At 63.2% G+C, this 18060-nt stretch carries 14 protein-coding genes and 2 pseudogenes; 9 read left to right on the top strand and 7 right to left on the bottom strand.

All coding sequences use genetic code 11. The features are described from left to right. Positions 1 to 372: 372 nt before the first annotated feature. A pseudogene (locus G7067_RS04070) lies at positions 373 to 1290 on the bottom strand (IS982 family transposase). 186 nt (positions 1291 to 1476) lie between these two features. On the opposite strand from G7067_RS04070, the pseudogene G7067_RS14050 reads away from it, so the two are divergent. Further along, a pseudogene (locus G7067_RS14050) lies at positions 1477 to 3266 on the top strand (phospho-sugar mutase). A gap of 7 nt (positions 3267 to 3273) precedes the next feature. Beyond that, positions 3274 to 4221 (top strand): ADP-dependent NAD(P)H-hydrate dehydratase, encoded by a 948-nt coding sequence (locus G7067_RS04060; protein WP_244301237.1) that lies wholly within the window; start codon positions 3274 to 3276, stop codon positions 4219 to 4221. Between the two features lie 7 nt (positions 4222 to 4228). Here G7067_RS04060 and G7067_RS04055 read toward each other — a convergent pair whose 3' ends face one another. After that, the gene (locus G7067_RS04055) at positions 4229 to 5479 is read right to left on the bottom strand and encodes an ATP-binding protein (RefSeq protein ID WP_166322189.1); all 1251 of its coding nucleotides are present in this window, start codon (positions 5477 to 5479) and stop codon (positions 4229 to 4231) included. 57 nt (positions 5480 to 5536) lie between these two features. Further along, a complete protein-coding gene (locus G7067_RS04050; RefSeq protein WP_166322187.1) occupies positions 5537 to 6841 on the bottom strand; it encodes a thymidine phosphorylase in 1305 nt (434 codons plus the stop codon). 181 nt (positions 6842 to 7022) lie between these two features. Here G7067_RS04050 and G7067_RS14045 point away from each other — a divergent pair, with 181 nt between their 5' ends. The 7 genes from G7067_RS14045 to G7067_RS04015 all read left to right on the top strand — a co-directional run bounded on the left by G7067_RS14045 (position 7023) and on the right by G7067_RS04015 (position 13928). Next, on the top strand, positions 7023 to 8999 hold the full coding sequence (locus G7067_RS14045; RefSeq protein ID WP_166322185.1) for a hypothetical protein: 1977 nt from the start codon (positions 7023 to 7025) through the stop codon (positions 8997 to 8999). 434 nt (positions 9000 to 9433) lie between these two features. Further along, positions 9434 to 9595 carry a helix-turn-helix domain-containing protein gene (locus G7067_RS14040; protein ID WP_244301325.1) on the top strand — a complete coding sequence of 54 codons (162 nt, stop codon included), beginning with the start codon at positions 9434 to 9436 and terminating at the stop codon, positions 9593 to 9595. 298 nt (positions 9596 to 9893) lie between these two features. After that, the gene (locus G7067_RS04035) at positions 9894 to 10427 is read left to right on the top strand and encodes an alternate-type signal peptide domain-containing protein (RefSeq protein WP_166322181.1); all 534 of its coding nucleotides are present in this window, start codon (positions 9894 to 9896) and stop codon (positions 10425 to 10427) included. Positions 10428 to 10542: 115 nt separating this feature from the next. Then, positions 10543 to 11136 carry a hypothetical protein gene (locus tag G7067_RS04030; RefSeq protein WP_166322179.1) on the top strand — a complete coding sequence of 198 codons (594 nt, stop codon included), beginning with the start codon at positions 10543 to 10545 and terminating at the stop codon, positions 11134 to 11136. Positions 11137 to 11147: 11 nt separating this feature from the next. Beyond that, complete coding sequence (locus G7067_RS04025; RefSeq protein WP_166322177.1) at positions 11148 to 12494, top strand: ricin-type beta-trefoil lectin domain protein; 1347 nt, start codon at positions 11148 to 11150, stop codon at positions 12492 to 12494. Between the two features lies 1 nt (position 12495). Further along, the gene (locus G7067_RS04020) at positions 12496 to 13275 is read left to right on the top strand and encodes a hypothetical protein (RefSeq protein ID WP_166322175.1); all 780 of its coding nucleotides are present in this window, start codon (positions 12496 to 12498) and stop codon (positions 13273 to 13275) included. Between the two features lie 5 nt (positions 13276 to 13280). Further along, positions 13281 to 13928 carry a signal peptidase I gene (locus G7067_RS04015; RefSeq protein WP_244301236.1) on the top strand — a complete coding sequence of 216 codons (648 nt, stop codon included), beginning with the start codon at positions 13281 to 13283 and terminating at the stop codon, positions 13926 to 13928. Here G7067_RS04015 and G7067_RS04010 read toward each other — a convergent pair. From G7067_RS04010 to G7067_RS03995, 4 genes are read right to left on the bottom strand one after another with little or no spacing between them, the layout of a single operon-like run. Then, positions 13925 to 14914: a YihY/virulence factor BrkB family protein gene (locus tag G7067_RS04010; protein WP_166322173.1), complete on the bottom strand. Its 990-nt coding sequence runs from the start codon at positions 14912 to 14914 to the stop codon at positions 13925 to 13927. The genes G7067_RS04015 and G7067_RS04010 overlap by 4 nt on opposite strands. A 47-nt stretch (positions 14915 to 14961) precedes the next feature. Beyond that, positions 14962 to 15729 carry a succinate dehydrogenase iron-sulfur subunit gene (locus tag G7067_RS04005; protein WP_166322171.1) on the bottom strand — a complete coding sequence of 256 codons (768 nt, stop codon included), beginning with the start codon at positions 15727 to 15729 and terminating at the stop codon, positions 14962 to 14964. Between the two features lie 2 nt (positions 15730 to 15731). Further along, entirely contained in the window at positions 15732 to 17564 is a 1833-nt protein-coding gene (gene sdhA / locus G7067_RS04000; RefSeq protein WP_166322169.1) for a succinate dehydrogenase flavoprotein subunit, read from the bottom strand. A 42-nt stretch (positions 17565 to 17606) separates the two neighbouring features. Continuing rightward, on the bottom strand, positions 17607 to 18050 hold the full coding sequence (locus G7067_RS03995; protein WP_166322167.1) for a succinate dehydrogenase hydrophobic membrane anchor subunit: 444 nt from the start codon (positions 18048 to 18050) through the stop codon (positions 17607 to 17609). Positions 18051 to 18060: the final 10 nt, after the last annotated feature.

Here is an 18060-nt window from a genome sequence, read left to right as displayed (position 1 = left end):
CCCTGCTTCACTCAGCAGGTGGCCTGGACTCGCGCGCAACGCACCTCCGTCACGAGGCCGCCGAGCGTCTCTGTCACACGCGGGTTACACAAAAGCAATTTCGTCGAATCGAGGCATCCTCCTCGAGCTTCGTCTCCCACACGCGGTCGCGGGAGTGCCCATCGGTGGTTCCAGCGAAATGTAGGTTCCTCCACAGCTCTCTCGTCCCGCTCTCCCAATTGGCGAGACTAGCGGTGTGGTTCAGAAATGAGCACCCGTTTCGGTGCGCCCGTTATCGGCGCTCACCGCGTTGCCCTCGTCGGTTTTGCGATCACACGTTCTCACTGGACACCCATTTCTGAGACACACCACTAGATGATTGATTCCAAGGGTTCAGTGGTCGTAGGCGGTCAGTGACCTGAGTACCGGCTGTCCCGTGGCATGATTGTGCCAGATCACAGCGGTGAGAGCGAGGAGTCGTTGCAGAACTCGCACGATGACTCCTTGCGAGGTACGTCCTCCGTGTTGTTCGAGGCCGAGTTGGCCTTTGAGCGTGTCAAACACTGACTCGATCCGTTGCCTGACGGGGTTTCAAAAACTGTGCTCCCTCACGTGGAGGCTCGTTCTTTTTCGCGGGTCGGAGCAGCGTGACGCCTTTCTGGGTGAGTGACGCTTCGAACGCCATTCCGGCGTAGCCTTTGTCCGCCATGATGGTCTGTGCCGTGCTGGTCGGTGCCGGCATGGACTCGAGGATCTGTTGCAAAGCTTCACGCTCATCTGTTTTCGCCCCTGTGAGCGCAAACCCAACAGGAAGCCCGTCGAGCGTGGCGAGCAGGTGCAGTCGGAGTCCCCAAAAGTAGCGTGAGTGCGACGCGCAGTACCCGTACTCAGCAAACCCGGCAAGGTCTGAACGTTTCGTGGTCTCCCTGGAACGTCCGCACTCCACAGGTGTGGAGTCCACGAGCCAGACGTCGTCGGACCACAAACCCGTGTCTGTGGCGAGGTAGGTGAGGACCGCTTGCATGGTGCCGCCAAGCTTTCGGAGACGTTTGTTTTAGCCCGATTGTCCAGGCATTGTCGGAAAGAGGTGTCGCAGGTGCCGCCTGGCGTAGCGCACCCATCGTCGTTCGTTGTGGTAGCCGAGCAAGGCTTGGATGACGGCGAGCGTGACAAGCTCTGCGTCGCTGATACCTGGGATGATGCCCACGCGAGGCCGCCAGGGAGTGAGATGGGGGTTCCGTTAATACAGATCAGGAAATCGCCGGTAGTGACGTAAAGTGCTGTAGCGAGGGTGTCCAGATCGGCGTCCACTGACGGCCTCCAAAGGGATCGAAAGTTTGGGTTTACAACTCCGATTCTGGGCACTCTCGATCAGGCTTGCGTGCGTTGACACACCTTGGAATCAATCATCTAGACGTCAAAAATGCCCCATCCTGTTCCAAATGGTAGCTTAAAACTGATCCGGAATTGCACCGGGCAGGGAAGAGGTTCACCACGATGGCACAGCCCGGTCACGAGACCGATCGTCTCATCACCACTGCGCTCCGCTGGAGCGAACACGACATCGATCCAGCCACCCGCGCACAGACCCAGAATCTCCTGGCGCTCGTCAGAAGCGGTAACGCCGATGCGATCGCGGAACTGCACTCGGCCTTCGGCAGCCGCCTCTGCTTCGGCACCGCGGGCTTGCGCGGCCCCATCGGCGCTGGCCCCGCCCGCATGAACCGGGCCGTCGTATCGCAGACGAGCGCGGGCTTCGCGGCCTATCTGCACGACCGTGCAGCACGCGGACAGACTGCCTCACCGCCCTCGATCGTGATCGGCTACGACGGTCGGGTCAATTCCGAGGTCTTTGCGCGCGACGCCGCAGAAATCATGGCGGGTGCCGGGATCCTTGTCACGTTACTGCCTGAACACGCCCCACCCCGTTGACGGCCTTTGCCGTGCGTCACCTGGGCGTCTCCGCGGGCGTCATGATCACCGCCAGCCACAACCCCCCGCAAGACAACGGCTACAAGGTGTACCTGGGTGATACGGATGGCGGATCGCAGATCATTCCTCCGAGCGACAGCGAAATTGCCGCACACATCGACCGCATCGCGGAGACACCCCTCGCGGAGTTGCCGCGTTCATCGCACTACACAGTGGCAGGAACTGAGCTGTGGGGCGCGTACGTCGCGGAGACTTCCGCGGCGCTGCTCTCCGGGTTTCCCGAGGATCCCGCGGCCCCCGGCAAAGCTCTCGGAGCAGATACGCCCCTCCGGGTCGTCTACACCGCGATGCACGGCGTCGGCGCGGATCTCGCGCGCCGCGTCTTCTCAGCCACTGGGCTGCCTGCGGTGGTGGCAGTGCAGGAGCAGGATCGGCCCGACGGCGCATTCCCAACGCTGTCGTTCCCGAACCCTGAAGAACCGGGGGCGCTGGACCTCGCCTACGCGGCCGCGCGCGAGATCGACGCCGACCTCGTTGTCGCCCATGATCCCGATGCGGATCGGCTCGCGATCGCACTCCCCCACCCCGATGCGCCCGAGAAGTACCGCAGGCTCAGCGGCAACGAGATCGGCCTTCTGCTCGGCTGGCGCGCAGCGGAACGGGAGCGGGTGCGCGCGCTCGCTGCTGGTCGCACACCGCAGGGATCACTGGCGTGCACGATTGTGTCGTCTCCCGCGCTCGGCGCGGTGGCGCGCGACTACGGGCTGGACTACGCCGAAACCCTCTCCGGTTTCAAGTGGGTATCGCGTGTGCCAAATCTGATCTTCGGCTTCGAGGAGGCCCTCGGCTACCTCACACACCCCGAGACGGTGCGCGATAAGGACGGCATTTCTGCCGCCGCCGACGCGATCGCAATGGCGCGTGAATGCGCCTCGGAAGACCGAACCCTCTGGGACCTGCTCGATGAGGCGAGCGAGCGCTTCGGCCATTTTGCGAGTACGCAAGTGACGCTGCGTCTCTCATCGATGTCCGCGGCCACGGCTTTGAGTGATGAGGTCAGAAGGCGTCCGCCGACCCAGTTCGCCGGCACGGCGGTTGAACGCGCACAGGATCTCCTCACTCCCGGGGCCGCCGAGGTACCCGCGAATGTGCTGCGCTATGACCTGGTGTGCGGATCCCGGATCATGATCCGCCCGAGCGGCACTGAACCGAAACTGAAGATTTACATCGACACCTTCAGCGACGAGGGTTCCGCGCCCGAACGGCGGGCGGCGGCAGAGGCGCGGCTGGGGCTGATCGAAGCCGCAGTGCGCGAGTTCGTGGATCACGCAACGACTGAACCCGGGAGCAAATAATGGAGCATTGGGACCCCGCACACGCCGTCGCAGGACTACGCAGTCCGGGCCCACCGATGACAAGTATCACCGCGGGGTGGTCGCGATCCGCACGGGATCTTCGCGGTATCCCGGCGCCGCGGTACTCAGTGTCTCTGCGGCCTGGCGCGCAGGGGCCGGGATGGTTCGATACGTGCCTCCGAACGAGGATCAGGCACCGCTGTTTGGCCTCCCGGCTCCGGCCGCAGCCGTCCTTGCGGCGCACCCCGAGACGGTTTTTGGTGACGCAGACAAACGAGGCTGCGATGCTTGGGTAATCGGTTCAGGATCAGACCCCGCCGAGCGCTCGGCAGCCGAGCGATCCCGGCTGCTTGAAATCCTTGGCGGCGAGGCGCCCGTGGTGATCGATGCCGGGGCGCTTGAACTCGCGGGGGCGCAGGTGAAGGGCGTGCGCGCGCCCGCAATCCTGACGCCGCACCTCGGAGAGTTTGCCCGGTTATGGCGAGGCTGCGGCCTCGGCGCCCCGCCCGGCCAGGATCACGCCACACAGTCCGGGCGCTCTCACGCCGCGCGTCCGTCGGCCGACCACACTGATGCGAAGGGCCAGGCCGAAGCAGCGGCGCACCTCGCGGCGCGACTCGGCGCAACGGTGCTCTTGAAGGGCTCAACGACCGTCGTGGCGACCCCAAACGGACGCTGCATTCTCTCCGGCCCCGCTACCCCGTGGCTCGCGACGGCAGGAACCGGAGACGTACTGGCGGGGATCCTCGGCTCACTCCTCGCCGCACACTCTTTTGAGGTACGCGCGGATCAGGAGCGGCTTGCGGAGCTTGGCGCAACCGCCGCCGTGTTGCACGATACCGCCGCGCGCATTGCTGCGGGGGATCCCGATGCCACAGGGGCGGGCCACCCGATCACCGCCGCCGATGTTGCCGCCGCGATCCCACAGGCCTGGATGCGCGTCACCCAGTCCTGAGGAAGAGCTACGGAGCGAGGCACCCGAGCGGCACGACGTGCACTCCAGAGGGAAGAGTGTAGGCGAACTCGGTGCCCGTCACGATCGCGAGGAATCTCGGGTCCCCCACCTTGTCGGTGTCAATGCGTTCGTCACGAAGCGTCAATAGGTGCTTCTCGGCCTCCGCCACCGCTTTCTGGCCGAGCTTGACCTCGACGGCGGCCCACTGCTGGCCCGGGTACTCCAGGATCGCATCGATCTCAAGACCGGTGTTGTCTCGATAGTGATACACCTGCCCCAGTTCGACCGACGCGAGAGAACGTAGATCCCGAACCACCATCGCCTCAAACACCTGCCCGAAGAATTCGGGATCGCCCGCAAGCCTGGTGGCATCGACCCCCAGGGCGGCGCACGCAAGCGCGGGTTCGCTGAGCATCAACTTTGGTTTCGTGCGCAAGCGGGATCGCGAGCGCAGGGCCACACTGTAGGCGGGCAGTGGTTCGAGCACGAACACGCGGGAGAGAGCATTCAGATACTCCCGCGCCGTCTCGGGCGCAAACGACCCGCCGTCTGCCGACACATCCTTCGCGAGCGTCACCACCGTCGCCTCGCTCGCGATGTTGCGCGCGATCGACTCGATGAGCCGCTGCATTCGTACGGGATCGCGGCGCCCTCCCATTGCGAGCGCAATCTCGCTCGCAAACAGATCTTGCATATACGAACGGTTGAAGACGAGCGCCTGGCGTTCGCTCGCCTGGAGCAGCGCTGGCCAGCCTCCCCGCACCGCCTCCGCCGCGAGATCCGCATAGCTGAGTTCGCTTCTGGCGCTGATACTCACGCCGTGTCTCAGTTCTCTCAGTGATACGCCGCCACTTGATCGCTGAGACTCAGCCAGCGACATGGTACGCATCCGGATACGGCCAAAACGACCCGCCCCTGAATGCCTGATCTCGTCATCGTCCGGAGTCGCGGATCCACTCAGAATAAACTGACCGCGAGCCTGTCGGTCGTCGATCTCATGCCGCATTGCGTTCCACAGAGAGGGCGCGAGCTGCCACTCGTCGACAAGCCTCGGAGTCTCGCCCGCGAGCAGCGTCTGCGGACTCAGCTCGGCGAGCTCGACCATCGCCGCGGAACGATCCAAGCGCACCGCACTCTTGGCGTGCTGTGCACCCGTCGAGGTCTTGCCGCAGCCGCGCGGCCCCTCCAGAAGGACGCCGCCAAACACGTCGAGATATTCAAGCAGGGGGGCGTCAGTCACCCGTGGAAAATATGCCATGTGGGAAGCATACCGTGTTTTGCAACGGTTTCAGCTCGTGTTTTGCAACGGTTCCAGCTAGGCTTCTGCAATTCGCGCAGCAACGAGTGGGCGTCGAGTGGGCACGGCATCCCCCACCTCGACCGCTGCGGCGAGCGCCGCGATCCCGCGGGCCATGCGCCCCTCCTCATCGCACGACACTTCAAACACCGGATCCCCCGCACGCACTCGATCCCCCGGGCGCACGAGCACCTCGACCCCCGCGGCATGCTCAACCGGATCGCCGGGGCGGGCGCGCCCCGCACCGAGTCGCCAGGCCCCGATCCCGACCGCACGAGCGTCTACGCGCTGCACGATGCCATCGGAGGTGGCCCGCACGGTCTCCGTTTCACGTGCAACGGGTAGTGGTGCGTCCGGATCCCCACCCTGCGCCATGATGAGCTCGCGCCAGGATGCGAGGGCGCGCCCGTCGCGAAGGGCGGGCGCCGGATCAACATCGCGCATGCCCGCAAGGTCGAGCATTTCGCGGGCCAGCGCGAGAGTCAGCTCCACGACATCGGCCGGTCCGCCACCCGAAAGCACCTCAACGGACTCGCGGACCTCGTTGGCGTTCCCGACCGCGCGCCCGAGTGGCGCATCCATGTCGGTGATCAGCGCGACCGTGCGAAGCCCGGAGTCCTGGCCGAGACGAACCATCGTCTCCGCGAGTTCCGTCGCCTGCAGCTGATCCGGGAGGAAAGCACCCGACCCGAATTTCACGTCAAGCACCAGTCCGCTGGCACCCTCCGCAATCTTCTTGCTCATGATGGAGGAGGCGATCAGTGGCACCGAGGCAACGGTGCCGGTCACATCGCGCAGCGCATACATGGCGCGGTCTGCCGGCGCGAGCCCGGTGCCCGCGGCGCAGATCACACCGCCGACGTCGCGCAGCACACGCCTCATCTCGTCGTTGGTGAGGGCTGCCCGCCACCCCGGGATTGACTCCAGCTTGTCGAGCGTTCCTCCCGTGTGTCCAAGGCCGCGGCCTGACAGCTGCGGCACCGCGACACCGAGCGACGCCAGCAGTGGTACAAGCGGCAGAGTGATTTTGTCGCCCACCCCGCCGGTGGAGTGTTTGTCGATTGCGGGGCGGCCGAGCCCGGAGAAATCTAGCCGCTCGCCGCTCGCGATCATCGCGGCGGTCAATGCGCGAATCTCGGCGGGTTCCATCCCCTGAATCACGATGGCCATAAGGAGGGCGCTCATCTGTTCGGGGGCAACGACGCCGCGCACATACGCATCGATGAGCCACGCCACCTCCGCATCACTGAGCGCACCCGCGAAGCGCTTGCGTGTGATCAGATCAACAACGTCATAGGGTTCCACCGGCAGCCGTGTATTCATGATCCACACTCTACGGGACGGGTGTTTCTTACCGCCGGCACACCTGTTCACGAGCGCCGCGGCTCTGCACGACAAACGCTCAGCCTTTTGCCCTACTCATCGCCGCCCGTCAATTGCTACAGTTTCACCAACACTTCGATCAGCGATGATCGAGGCGGCACATCCAGCGAAGGAGACCATCATGATTGGGCGAACACAAGAGCTTCGCACAGCAATTGATCTCGTGGTCAGCGGTGAGAGCGTGAACATCGTGAGTGTGCGGCTGAACGGGCGCACCACATTCCTCGCCGAGCTGAGCAAGCAGCTCGAAAGCCGCGGCTGGAACGTTATCTCCGTCCAAGGACTTGTCTCACTGAGTTCAAGCCCATTGACAGCTCTGCAGCTCGCGAACGTTCAAGAGGAAACACACTCCGGTGCGACGAGCGCACTCGGGCGTTTCAGTGAGGGCCTGCGGCGCCTTGCGTCGGCTCCACAGTCCGTCATCATCGTCGATGATTGGAACGACGTCGATGAAGCATCGTGGGGGATCATCGACCACACCCGCCGTACCACAGGGTGCTCCGTCGTAATGAGCCGCCTCACCGGCACCACCAGCAACTTCACGCCGACCGGCCTCGCTGGATCAGCGGCCGATGCGTCCTTTGTCGTGACTCTGCCGCCGCTTCGCTTCGACGAGCTTGTGCAACTGTTGACGGCCCGTCTCGGTGCGCCGCTTGACGTGGCCACCGCGGGCACCATCTTCCGGAAGACCAACGGCGTCATCGGGCTGGCGGTCGCGCTTGCCGACGCGGCGGTGCGCGAGGGGCACATGCGAAACGTTGACGGGGTCTGGACCGCCGTCGAAGACCTGTGGAGCGACGGCATCGCCGGACTCGTGGAGGGGTACTTGGAGCCGCTCGAGGGAGACGCGCTCGATGCGCTCGAGATGCTCTCCATGATCGGGACCGTCGACAGCAATACACTCGAAGAGCTCATCGAGTGGGACACGGTAGAGACGCTTGAAACCCGCTCCTACCTGAGCTTCTACACCACCCAGAGCAACGACCTGGTGACCGTGCAGCCGCCGTTGCTGATGGACTACTTTTTGCACCTGCCGATGCCCGCACGAAGGCGGCGCTTGCGCGCGCACCTCTCCGAAAAGCTCGGAGGGAAGGCGTTCCCCAGTCTCTCCCAAGATCTCAGCGTATTGGTGACCACGGAGCAGCAACCCGGCGCGGACGCCAACTTTGCCAGGCTCTCGACCGAACGGCTCGGAGCGCGGTGGCTTGTCGCAAAGTCCGAGTGGGAACACGCACCCAGCCAGGAGACCGGCCTCGCGTATATCCTCGCGCTGCTGTCCATCAACGATCCCGAATCTCAGGTGGCAGGTATCTTCGCGGCGACACAAACGCCGGATTCTGGCGACCAGATCGCTGTGGAGCGTGCGCTCGCCTACGCGATGTGGATCGCGATCTATCAGGGCGAACTCGAAGCCGGGCTCTCACTCATCACTGAAACGGCACAGAAGTATCCGAAGCTCGCCCGCGCGGCAACCGCGACCGCGGTTTTGCTTGAAACGAGCATGCGGGCCGTGCCAGCCGACTATCACGAGCTCTTTGAGGACACCGATGGTGCGCCCGCATGGGTTGTCGCCCGTGTTACCGAAGCGCAGATGATCGTACTGAACGCGGTCGGTCGCTTTGAAGACTCGATCGCGATGTTTAAGGAGCGCGCCCATTCCGAACAGCGCGTATCGTTCCTGCCTTCAGCCCAATACGCGCTTGCGCTGCTCGGCATTGGCGAGCACGCGGCAGCCCTCAACTGGTCGCTGCGCGCATACGATGAGGCGCGCGCGACGCTTGATCTCCCTCGGCTTGCCAGCACGGCTACGTCGCCGCACTCGCGTTGTTCAGCCAGGGTGACTATGAGCGGGCAAACGGGATCCTCGCGACCGTACTCTCGGCCGGAGCGCACGCCCCCTTTGTGCGGGTCAATCGAATCTCAATTCTGCACCTCGCTGGGGTGCTCGCGGTACTCCGCGGCAATCAAGACGTCGGCGAGACCTACGCCAGAGAAGCAATCGCATTGGGCGCGGGGCCCGGCCCCTACCCCGGGCAGTCACCGGCGTGGCTACAGAGCCATCTGCTCGCGTTTGCAGGACAACCGGAAGAGGCTGTAGCGCTCCTCCTCAACGATTCAGATGAACAGGCTCAACGTGGCTTCCACGTTGCCGCCCTGTTTGCCGGGACGCTCGCCCTTGACCTGGAGTACTCCCCAGAAGCCTCCAAGCGCCTGCGTGAACTGGATCAGTCCGTCGACGGAGAGTTCTTCACCGTGCGACTCGATTACCTTGATGCCCTCCATGCTGAAGACCCCGATGCTCTTGTGGCCGTCGCCCCGAAGCTTGCCACCGTTGGGCGCCCCGGGCTTGCTCTCTCTGCACTGGAAACCGCAACAGGACTCCTCCAAAGCGCCGGTCGCATTGAGGAGGCCGAGGCCATCAGGCATCAAAACACCGAGCTTTCAGAGAGCCTCGGGGATACCCAATTCGACACGAACCGGCTCAGGACTATCGCTGCAAAGCTGACCGACCGTGAACGCGAGATCACCTCGATGGTGCTTGAGGGTATGACGAACCAACAGATCGCGGCGAAACTTGTCGTGTCGGTGCGAACCGTAGAGAGTCACCTGCACCGGGCAATGCGTAAGGTTGGCGTGAGTAGCCGCCACGATCTCAGTGAGCAATTGGGCTCACTCATAATGCCGGGCAGTTAGCTTCGCTGCTCCCTCACCCGTCTACTGATCCAGCGAGTGTGACTACTGAGGCACGTCTGCGTATCCGCCGATCGACTACGTAGCGATCCCTCTGGGACCACGTAAAATCCCCCAGTTTGGCTACTGAGACCGCGTCTGCGTGTGTATACAGACCCACCCCTCGTTCGTCATGCTTTTTATGTCGCCCCGATCGACACGGACTCAACCGAAAAGCTGCGGCCGGATCAGATCAGGCGGACACCAGGGGTCAGCCCATCAAAGTAACAGCTCATCTGAAATATATCTTGGGAGAATCACAATGAACAAACTTGCTAAGGGCGCAATCGCAACCGGCATCGGCACCGCACTGCTTCTCGGCGGCGGCACCACCCTCGCTCTCTGGAACGACGCAGTAAACGTCGGATCCTCGCAGGAGATCAACTCCGGTGTACTCACGCTCGACGCAACTCCGGGCACCTGGTCCGCGAGCCCCGACCTGTGGGTGCCGGGTGATTCCTTCACCTACACCACCGACGTCAGCATCGTCGCTCAGGGCGACAACCTGATCTCTGAACTGAAGATCGACCCCAGCTCAGTGACCGGCGATGCCGCACTGCTCGCTGCACTCGACTACAGCATCAGCGTCTCGAATGTCGCCGGCGGCAGCCTGACGGAAATCAGCCCGGACGTGTACAGCGTTTCACCCGCCAACGCGACAAGCGGGACACCGATTACGGCGACCGTCACCGTGAAGGTCGATTTCCCCGAGAACTCGGTTTCCGACCTGGTTGCCCAGGGCGCTCAGGCACAGCTCAGCACTCTGCAGCTGCTGCTGAACCAGATCGCTGCATAACACCCGCACCTTCTCCTCGCTTCGCTCACTCTGCTCCGAGCAACACCAAACTCGCAGAGTGAGCGAAGCGGGTCCATCATCTTCACTTCACCAGAACTGAGAAACAGGAGGAACAATGAGCTCTCAACAGCAGGAAACGGCACGCAGCCGCCGTATCCCGACAAGCGTCAAGGTTGTTGCCAGTATCGGGTCTCTTCTTCTTCTCGCTCTCGCGATCATCACCGGCAGCTCTGCCGGAACCTTCGCCCTCTGGAACGACAACGCAGCGATCCCCGAGGCCTCGATCACCGTCGGCAATAAGCAGGCTGGCCTCTCCATCGCCGCGGGCACCCAGCCAGGGCCCAAGGAGCAGACCGCTATCTCCTTCCCAGCTTCAACCTGGACAAACATGCTTCCGGGGGACATTATTCGCACCCCCATCACGATCACAAACCTCGACTCCCGGTCGTACGAACTCGGCGCGGATATCGACCTCCCATTCTCCGCATATGGTGATATGCGTTTCGCGCTCGCCGAAGGGACGTGCACACCAGGCCCACTCTCCGGTATCGAACTCGGCGCAGCACCAACCGACTTTGGTGGGCCGCCCATGAGCGGCAAGACCAGCAAGACTTTCTGCTTGCAGGTTGAACTCTCTCCAACGTTGGCCGCCGCTAAACAGGGCACAGAGATCACGCCGACGTTCACCATGACGGTTTACGGATACTAAGGAGAAGCACGATGAACACTCGACAGTCACGCTTCACGCGGAGAACCGCAAAGACGGTGTCCGTCATTGCACTCGCGCTCGCCGGCATCCTCGGTGGGACCGCGGCGTACGCAAGCTTCATCCCGACAGTATCCGCAAGCGGCTCGGTCTCCGCAGGCAAACTGTCTGTGTCCGTCACCGGATTCACGAACGCTACGATGCGCAACTCCGACACCTCGGTGGCGATGCCGTTTACCGTCACCAACACAACACAGTCGGGATCCACACAGAAAGCAACCGCTTCGATCAATATCAGCGGCACCGACAGCGCCTTCCCCGCTTCATCGGTATGGCCCGTGGCAAACGCAGCGGCATGCCCCGTGAACGCAAGCGTGGGCGCAGGATCAACCTCCATCGTTTGGCCGAGCGGAGGCAACATCAGCGTTGACCTCGCACCGGGAGCGAGCCAGGTGTATTGTCTCCGCACAGACCGGACCGTCGCCGTTTCAGACATTTCCGGAACTCGCAGCAATGCAATCACGGTGACCGCTTCTCTGCGGCTCGGGAACTTCCAGGCGAGTAGCCAAGCCACAGCCTCGCTCTCGACCGTAGCCATCTACCCGTCCGCGACCCCTACAGACAGTTGGTACCGCGTCAGGGCACAAGGACAGAGCGTCTGCTTTGACGTCAACGGCGGCAGCAACGCAACGATTGGTTCCGGCATCGGCACCTACACCTGCTACGCCAGCGATGATCTTGCCTACAGCAACCAGTGGTTCTCATTCAAGCCGGTCACCGGTGGAGTGGCGATCCGTCCCAAGATGCCCGCGGGAACGAGCATGCAGTCCAACGGCTCTTCGGTATCCGTGCAGGCAACAAACACGGGCGTCGTAGCACAGCGTTGGATCACCCAGGTGGTCTCAACCAACGTCGTGCAAATCGTAGAGGCCAGCACCGGCCGATGCCTGACCGCACCGAGCACCGCCGGCGCTTTGACGCTGAGCATCTGCAACAACCTCAATACGCAAAAGTTCGGCCTCACAAAGGTCAACGTCGCGACGCCGACCTCAGGGACCGTTGAGCACGAGGTTGCTGTCGCGGAGGAAGGCACGGAGGAAGGCACGGAGGAAGGCACGGAGGAAGGCATGGAGGAAATCATGCCCGAGGAAAGCACGTCAGAAGACACCAAGTCGGAAGAAACTGCGTCAGAAGAAAGCACCGAAGCGCGCATCGTCGAGCCTAGCGAGCTCGGTGCCGAACAACGGGCTGGGGCAGATACGCCGCTGCCCACGGTTGGATCTGCGCGCCCAGAATCACCCGTGCAACCGCAGAAAACCAGCGCGATCGCGACGCTGACGAGGTCAAACGATGCCGCGTAGTGTGCCTTCTGCCTCCCGGCAGCTGCGGCGGATCCTGCCACTCGCTGTGCTCGGTGGACTGCTGCTGCAGGCTTCGCCCGCGCTAGCGGCGGATGCGCCAGAAGTGGTGCAGCTCTCCTCCGATGGCGTCTCATATTCTCGGTCCCTGAACGCCCTGTTCGGCCCGGTCTCGCTCGCACCGCTGACGAGCACGACGGACGAGTTCTGGGTGCAAAACGCTGGCGATGAGCCCGCGTACCTGACCATCAGAGTCATCGATGCTGAGGTGCCGGATCCGAGCCTTGCGGCTGCACTGACCCTCTCGGCCGGGCCGGCCAGCGCGGCGCCAGAGGCATTTCCGCTCCCTGAAACCGGGTCTTGCGTCACGCTCGCGGCGGGCACCCGCTTGGCACCCCAGGAGGATGTGCGGATCGACTCCAAACTTGCGCTCGGGGATCTCTTCGGCACGCAGGGCCAGGGCGCGAGTATCCGCTTCACTCTGCAGGTGGTGCTGTCCGACCAGCAGTTCGGGCAGGTCGGACAGCGCGATTGCACGGCGCTTCCGGGCACGGACGGCACCGGGGGGTCTGGAACCGGGGCAGGCACCGGGGGACCGGACATCGGGGCGGGTAGCAACGCGGGCAATGGCGGCGGTCGACTCGAAACAACCGGTGCCGAGCTCTCCTCAGTTTTCGGGTTCGGGGCCGTTTTCGCGCTCGCGGGAGTGCTGATCCTGGCCTATCGGCGCCGCCGACGGGACACCACAAGCGATACCCATTCCGGAGACATGCCAGTAGCATAAGTAAGGTGAGCAGGACGCAAGATCAGATCACCCCGCAGGCACCGCGCATGCGCGTTTGGCGGGGCATCTTTCGCGGGATCAGCGCGGTGGTACTGTCGATCACGGTGGTGCTCGCTTTCGCCGCCGTCGTCATCCCCACCTTCACCGGTGCACAAACTTACACGGTGTTGACGCGCTCCATGGAACCAGCCTACCCGCCCGGGACGTATCTCGTGGTGCGCCCAACACCGGTAGACGAGCTGAAACTCGGTGACATCATCACCTATCAGCTCAAGTCAGGCCAGCCAGAGGTCGTCACGCACCGCATTACCGGAGTGTCGACCAACAGTGATGGCGAGCGACGCTTCACGACTCAGGGCGATAACAACGCCGTCGCCGATCCCGAACAGGTGCGCCCCGTGCAGATTCGCGGAGCGCTGTGGTATGCGATTCCCTATCTCGGATGGCTGACCGGACTGCGCGGCGAGAGCTCCTCGTCGGTGTGGATCCCGATTGCTGCAGGGCTGGTCTTCCTCTACGCCGCCTACATGGTGGTCGCGTGGATCATCGAGCGCCGCAAGACCCGGGCCGCCGACGCCGAGCAGCCTGAGCACGACACCGCCCCTGAGGGTCCCGCGGATCCCCTGCCCGGCAGTGACGATTCGAAACTCTAACCCAGCAGCCGCAGCGCTCCCGCGCCCTCTTTGGGCAAGCCGAACTCGGGGTTCTGTCCCACCGAGATCCAGGCCGCCGTCAGCAGCAGCACCCGGCAGATGAAATTGAACCACAGCAACAGACCGATGAATACGGCGAAGATTGCGAGGAGCGCATTGCTCGATGCACCACCGAGGATCGCGCTGCCGAGGATCTTCAGGAGAAGCAACGCGGCACCGCCGAGCACACAGCCACGCAGCAATGACCACCTCGGCACCCGCACCTCAGCGAGAAAACGGTGCATCGCAATGAGCACCAGCACATCAAACACGTACATCGCACCGTAGCGCAGGATCGTGCCCAGCGTGCCGAAGAACCAACTGTCTGCATCAACTCCCAGCCAGGAGAATAGGCTGTCGGCAACGCTCGAGCTCATCACCGTGAAGGCGGCAGACACGAGGATCGCGAGAAAGAACCCCATCGCGAGTGCCAGGTCGCGAAGCTTCAGCAGCAGGGCACTGCGATACTGTTTCACCTCGAGACCGAAGATGATCCGGATCGAACGTCTGGTCCCCGTAAACCAGTTCGTTGCGACCCAGACGAGCGCGAGACCCGCAGCGATGCTCGTCCAATCGAGCACGCGCGCACCCAGCAACACGTTGATTGAGACCGCTCCCCTGGTTCCGCCCTCTTCGAGGAGTCCGGGGATGAAAGTGTTGATCTGCGTGACGATCGTGTCCAGCAGTTCGGGGCGTTCCCGCAGCCAGATTCCGAAGATCCCGAACCCGACCCACAGACCCGCAAACACCGCGAACAGTGCCTGGTAACTCATGCCACCGCTGAGGACATTGCCACCGACATCGGTGAAATGGGAGATGGCGCGCCAAGCCCGAGTCGTCTGCACCCACGCCCAGACGCCGCGTCCGCGTTCCACCGTTTCTGCGACACGCGAAGACGCCCCGGAACTCTCCCCCGAGCGGGAGGAGGGTTCACGGGGCGTCGTCATGGTGCAATGCTAGCGGCTCGAGCTTTGCGAGTTACCGCCAGCCTGCGCTAGGAGGTTTTCCCTGTGCGGATCGCGGCCTTGACCTCGGCGATGGCCTTAGTCACCTGGATCCCGCGCGGGCAGGCGTCCGAGCAGTTGAAGGTCGTGCGGCAGCGCCACACACCCTCGGTGTCGTTCAGGATGTCGAGACGCACCTGCGCGTTGTCGTCGCGCGAGTCGAAGATGAAGCGGTGCGCGTTGACGATGGCGGCCGGACCGAAGTACTGGCCGTCGGTCCAGAACACGGGGCAAGACGAGGTGCACGCGGCGCAGAGGATGCACTTTGTGGTGTCGTCGAAGCGCTCGCGCGAGGCGATATCTTGGATGCGCTCCTTGCCGGGCTCGGGGGCCGAGTTCGCCACCAGGAACGGCTGCACCTCACGATATGAAGCGAAAAACGGCTCCATATCGACGATGAGATCCTTCTCGAGTGGCAGGCCCTTGATCGCCTCAACGTAAATCGGCTTCGTGATGTCAAGATCCTTGATCAGAGTCTTGCACGCGAGCCGGTTACGGCCGTTGATGCGCATGGCGTCGGATCCGCAGATACCGTGGGCGCAGGAGCGGCGGAACGCAAGCGTGCCATCGACATCCCACTTGATGCGGTGCAGCGCGTCGAGGATGCGGTCCGTCGGGTACATCTCGACGTCGAAGTCTTCCCAGTACGCTTCTCGCTCCGATTCGGGGTTGTAGCGACGAATCAGAAGGGTGACGGTGAAGGGCTTGGGCGCGTCGGGCGCGGCCGTGGTGGCAGCCTCAGCAGTTGCGGCACTCATGCCTAGTACTTCCTCTCCATCGGCGGGTAGTTCAGTTCGCCCTTGTCGTTCTTCGTGAAGACGACCGGCTTCCAGTCAAGGCGAATGTGGTCGTCGGGATCTGCGGAGTGCGGATCGCCCGAGAGGTACGCCATCGTGTGCTGCATGTAGTTCTCGTCATCACGATTGGGGTAGTCGTCGCGCATGTGGCCGCCACGGCTCTCCTTGCGGTTGCGCGCCGCGTAGGCGAGCACCTCGGCGAGGTCGAGCAGGAAGCCGAGCTCGATCGCCTCGAGCAGATCGGTGTTGTACCGCATGCCACGATCCTGCACACCGACGTTCTTGTAGCGCTCGCGCAGGTTGTGGATCACGCCCAGCACCTCGGTCAGCGACTCTTCGGTGCGGAACACCTGAGCGCCGCGATCCATCGCTTCCTGCAGTTCCTTGCGAATGTCAGCGACACGCTCGGTGCCGGTGCCGGTGCGGAAGCGCTCAACGAGCTCACGCACCTCCTTTGCGGGATCGGCGGGGAGCTTCACAAAGTCAGCCGAGTTGGCGTAGTCGGCTGCGCCGTTGCCCGAGCGCTTGCCGAACACGTTGATGTCGAGCAGCGAGTTGGTGCCGAGACGGTTTGACCCGTGCACCGACACACACGCGCACTCGCCCGCGGCGTAGAGGCCGGGAACAACGGTGTCGTTGTCGCTGAGCACCTCACCCTTCACGTTGGTCGGGATCCCGCCCATCGCGTAGTGCGCCGTCGGGAAGACCGGCACGGGCTCGGTCACCGGATCCACACCGAGGTAGGTGCGCGCAAACTCGGTGATGTCGGGCAGCTTCGTCTCGAGCACCTCGGCGCCCAGGTGGGTGCAGTCGAGGTAGACGTAGTCCTTGTGCGGACCGGCGCCGCGGCCGTCGAGCACTTCCTGGACCATGCAGCGGGCGACAATGTCACGCGGCGCGAGATCCTTAATCGTCGGCGCGTAACGCTCCATGAACCGCTCACCGCTCGCGTTCCGCAGGATCGCGCCTTCACCGCGCGCGCCCTCCGTCAGCAGAATGCCGAGCCCCGCGAGACCCGTCGGGTGGAACTGGTAAAACTCCATGTCCTCGAGCGGCAGCCCCTTGCGCCAGATGATGCCGACGCCGTCACCGGTAAGGGTGTGCGCGTTCGAGGTGGTCTTGAAGATCTTGCCAAAGCCGCCGGTCGCAAACACGATCGACTTTGCTTGGAAGACGTGCAACGCACCGGTCGACAGCTCGTAAGCGACGACACCGGAGGGGCGCTTCTTGCCGCCCTCTTCGGTCATCACGAGGTCGAGCACATAGTACTCGTTAAAGAAGTTCACACCGAGCTTGACGCAGTTCTGGAACAGCGTCTGCAGGATCATGTGACCGGTGCGGTCTGCAGCGTAGCAGGCGCGGCGCACCGGTGCCTTACCGTGGTCGCGCGTGTGACCGCCGAAGCGACGCTGATCGATCTTGCCCTCCGTCGTGCGGTTGAAGGGTAGACCCATGTTTTCGAGGTCAATGACCGCGTCGATGGCCTCCTTCGCGAGGATTTCTGCCGCATCCTGGTCAACCAGGTAATCGCCGCCCTTGACGGTGTCGAAGGTGTGCCATTCCCAGTTATCATCCTCAACGTTGGCGAGCGCAGCAGCCATGCCACCCTGAGCGGCACCGGTGTGGGAACGCGTCGGATACAGCTTGGTGATCACGGCAGTCTTCGCCTTGGGGCCGGCCTCAATTGCGGCGCGCATGCCGGCGCCACCGGCGCCAACGATGACAACGTCAAACTGGTGGTAAGTGACGCCGTCCTTGACGGTCACTTCCTCGCCCTCGTGGGTGTTGGTGGTCACGTGAGTCCTATCTTCAGTGCAAACTGGGTGCTGGATCGAGGCTTAGCGCGTCGCGCAGAAGGAGGCGACGAGCGAGGGATCTGCGCCAGCGGGGCATGGGTCGAGCGTGTAGATCACTAGGGTGCCGAGGAGGATCAGCAGAGAAGCAGAAAGGAAGAGTGCCACCTTGAACGCCTTTGCCACACCCGGTCGTGAAACGTAATCGTTCACGATGGTGCGCATACCGTTTGCGCCGTGAATCAGCGCGAGCCACAGGAGCAGTGTGTCCCAGATCTGCCAGAACGGGTTCGAGAGCTTACCTGCCACAAAACCGAAGTCGATTGCGTGGACGCCGTCACCGATCATCAGGTTGGAGAAGAGATGCCCAAACACCAGCACGACCAACAGCACGCCGGAGACGCGCATGTAGATCCAGCCCCACTTCTCCCAGTTGGTGTTCTTTTTTGCCGGCGCCTTCGAGCGCGGGGAATCAATCGTCATTGTCATGTCTCTCTCG

Origin of the sequence: Leucobacter insecticola (assembly GCF_011382965.1) — a bacterium.
Lineage (GTDB): Bacteria > Actinomycetota > Actinomycetes > Actinomycetales > Microbacteriaceae > Leucobacter > Leucobacter insecticola.
Note: the sequence above shows the minus strand (reverse complement) of the source record. Positions and strands in the feature narration are given on the sequence as shown.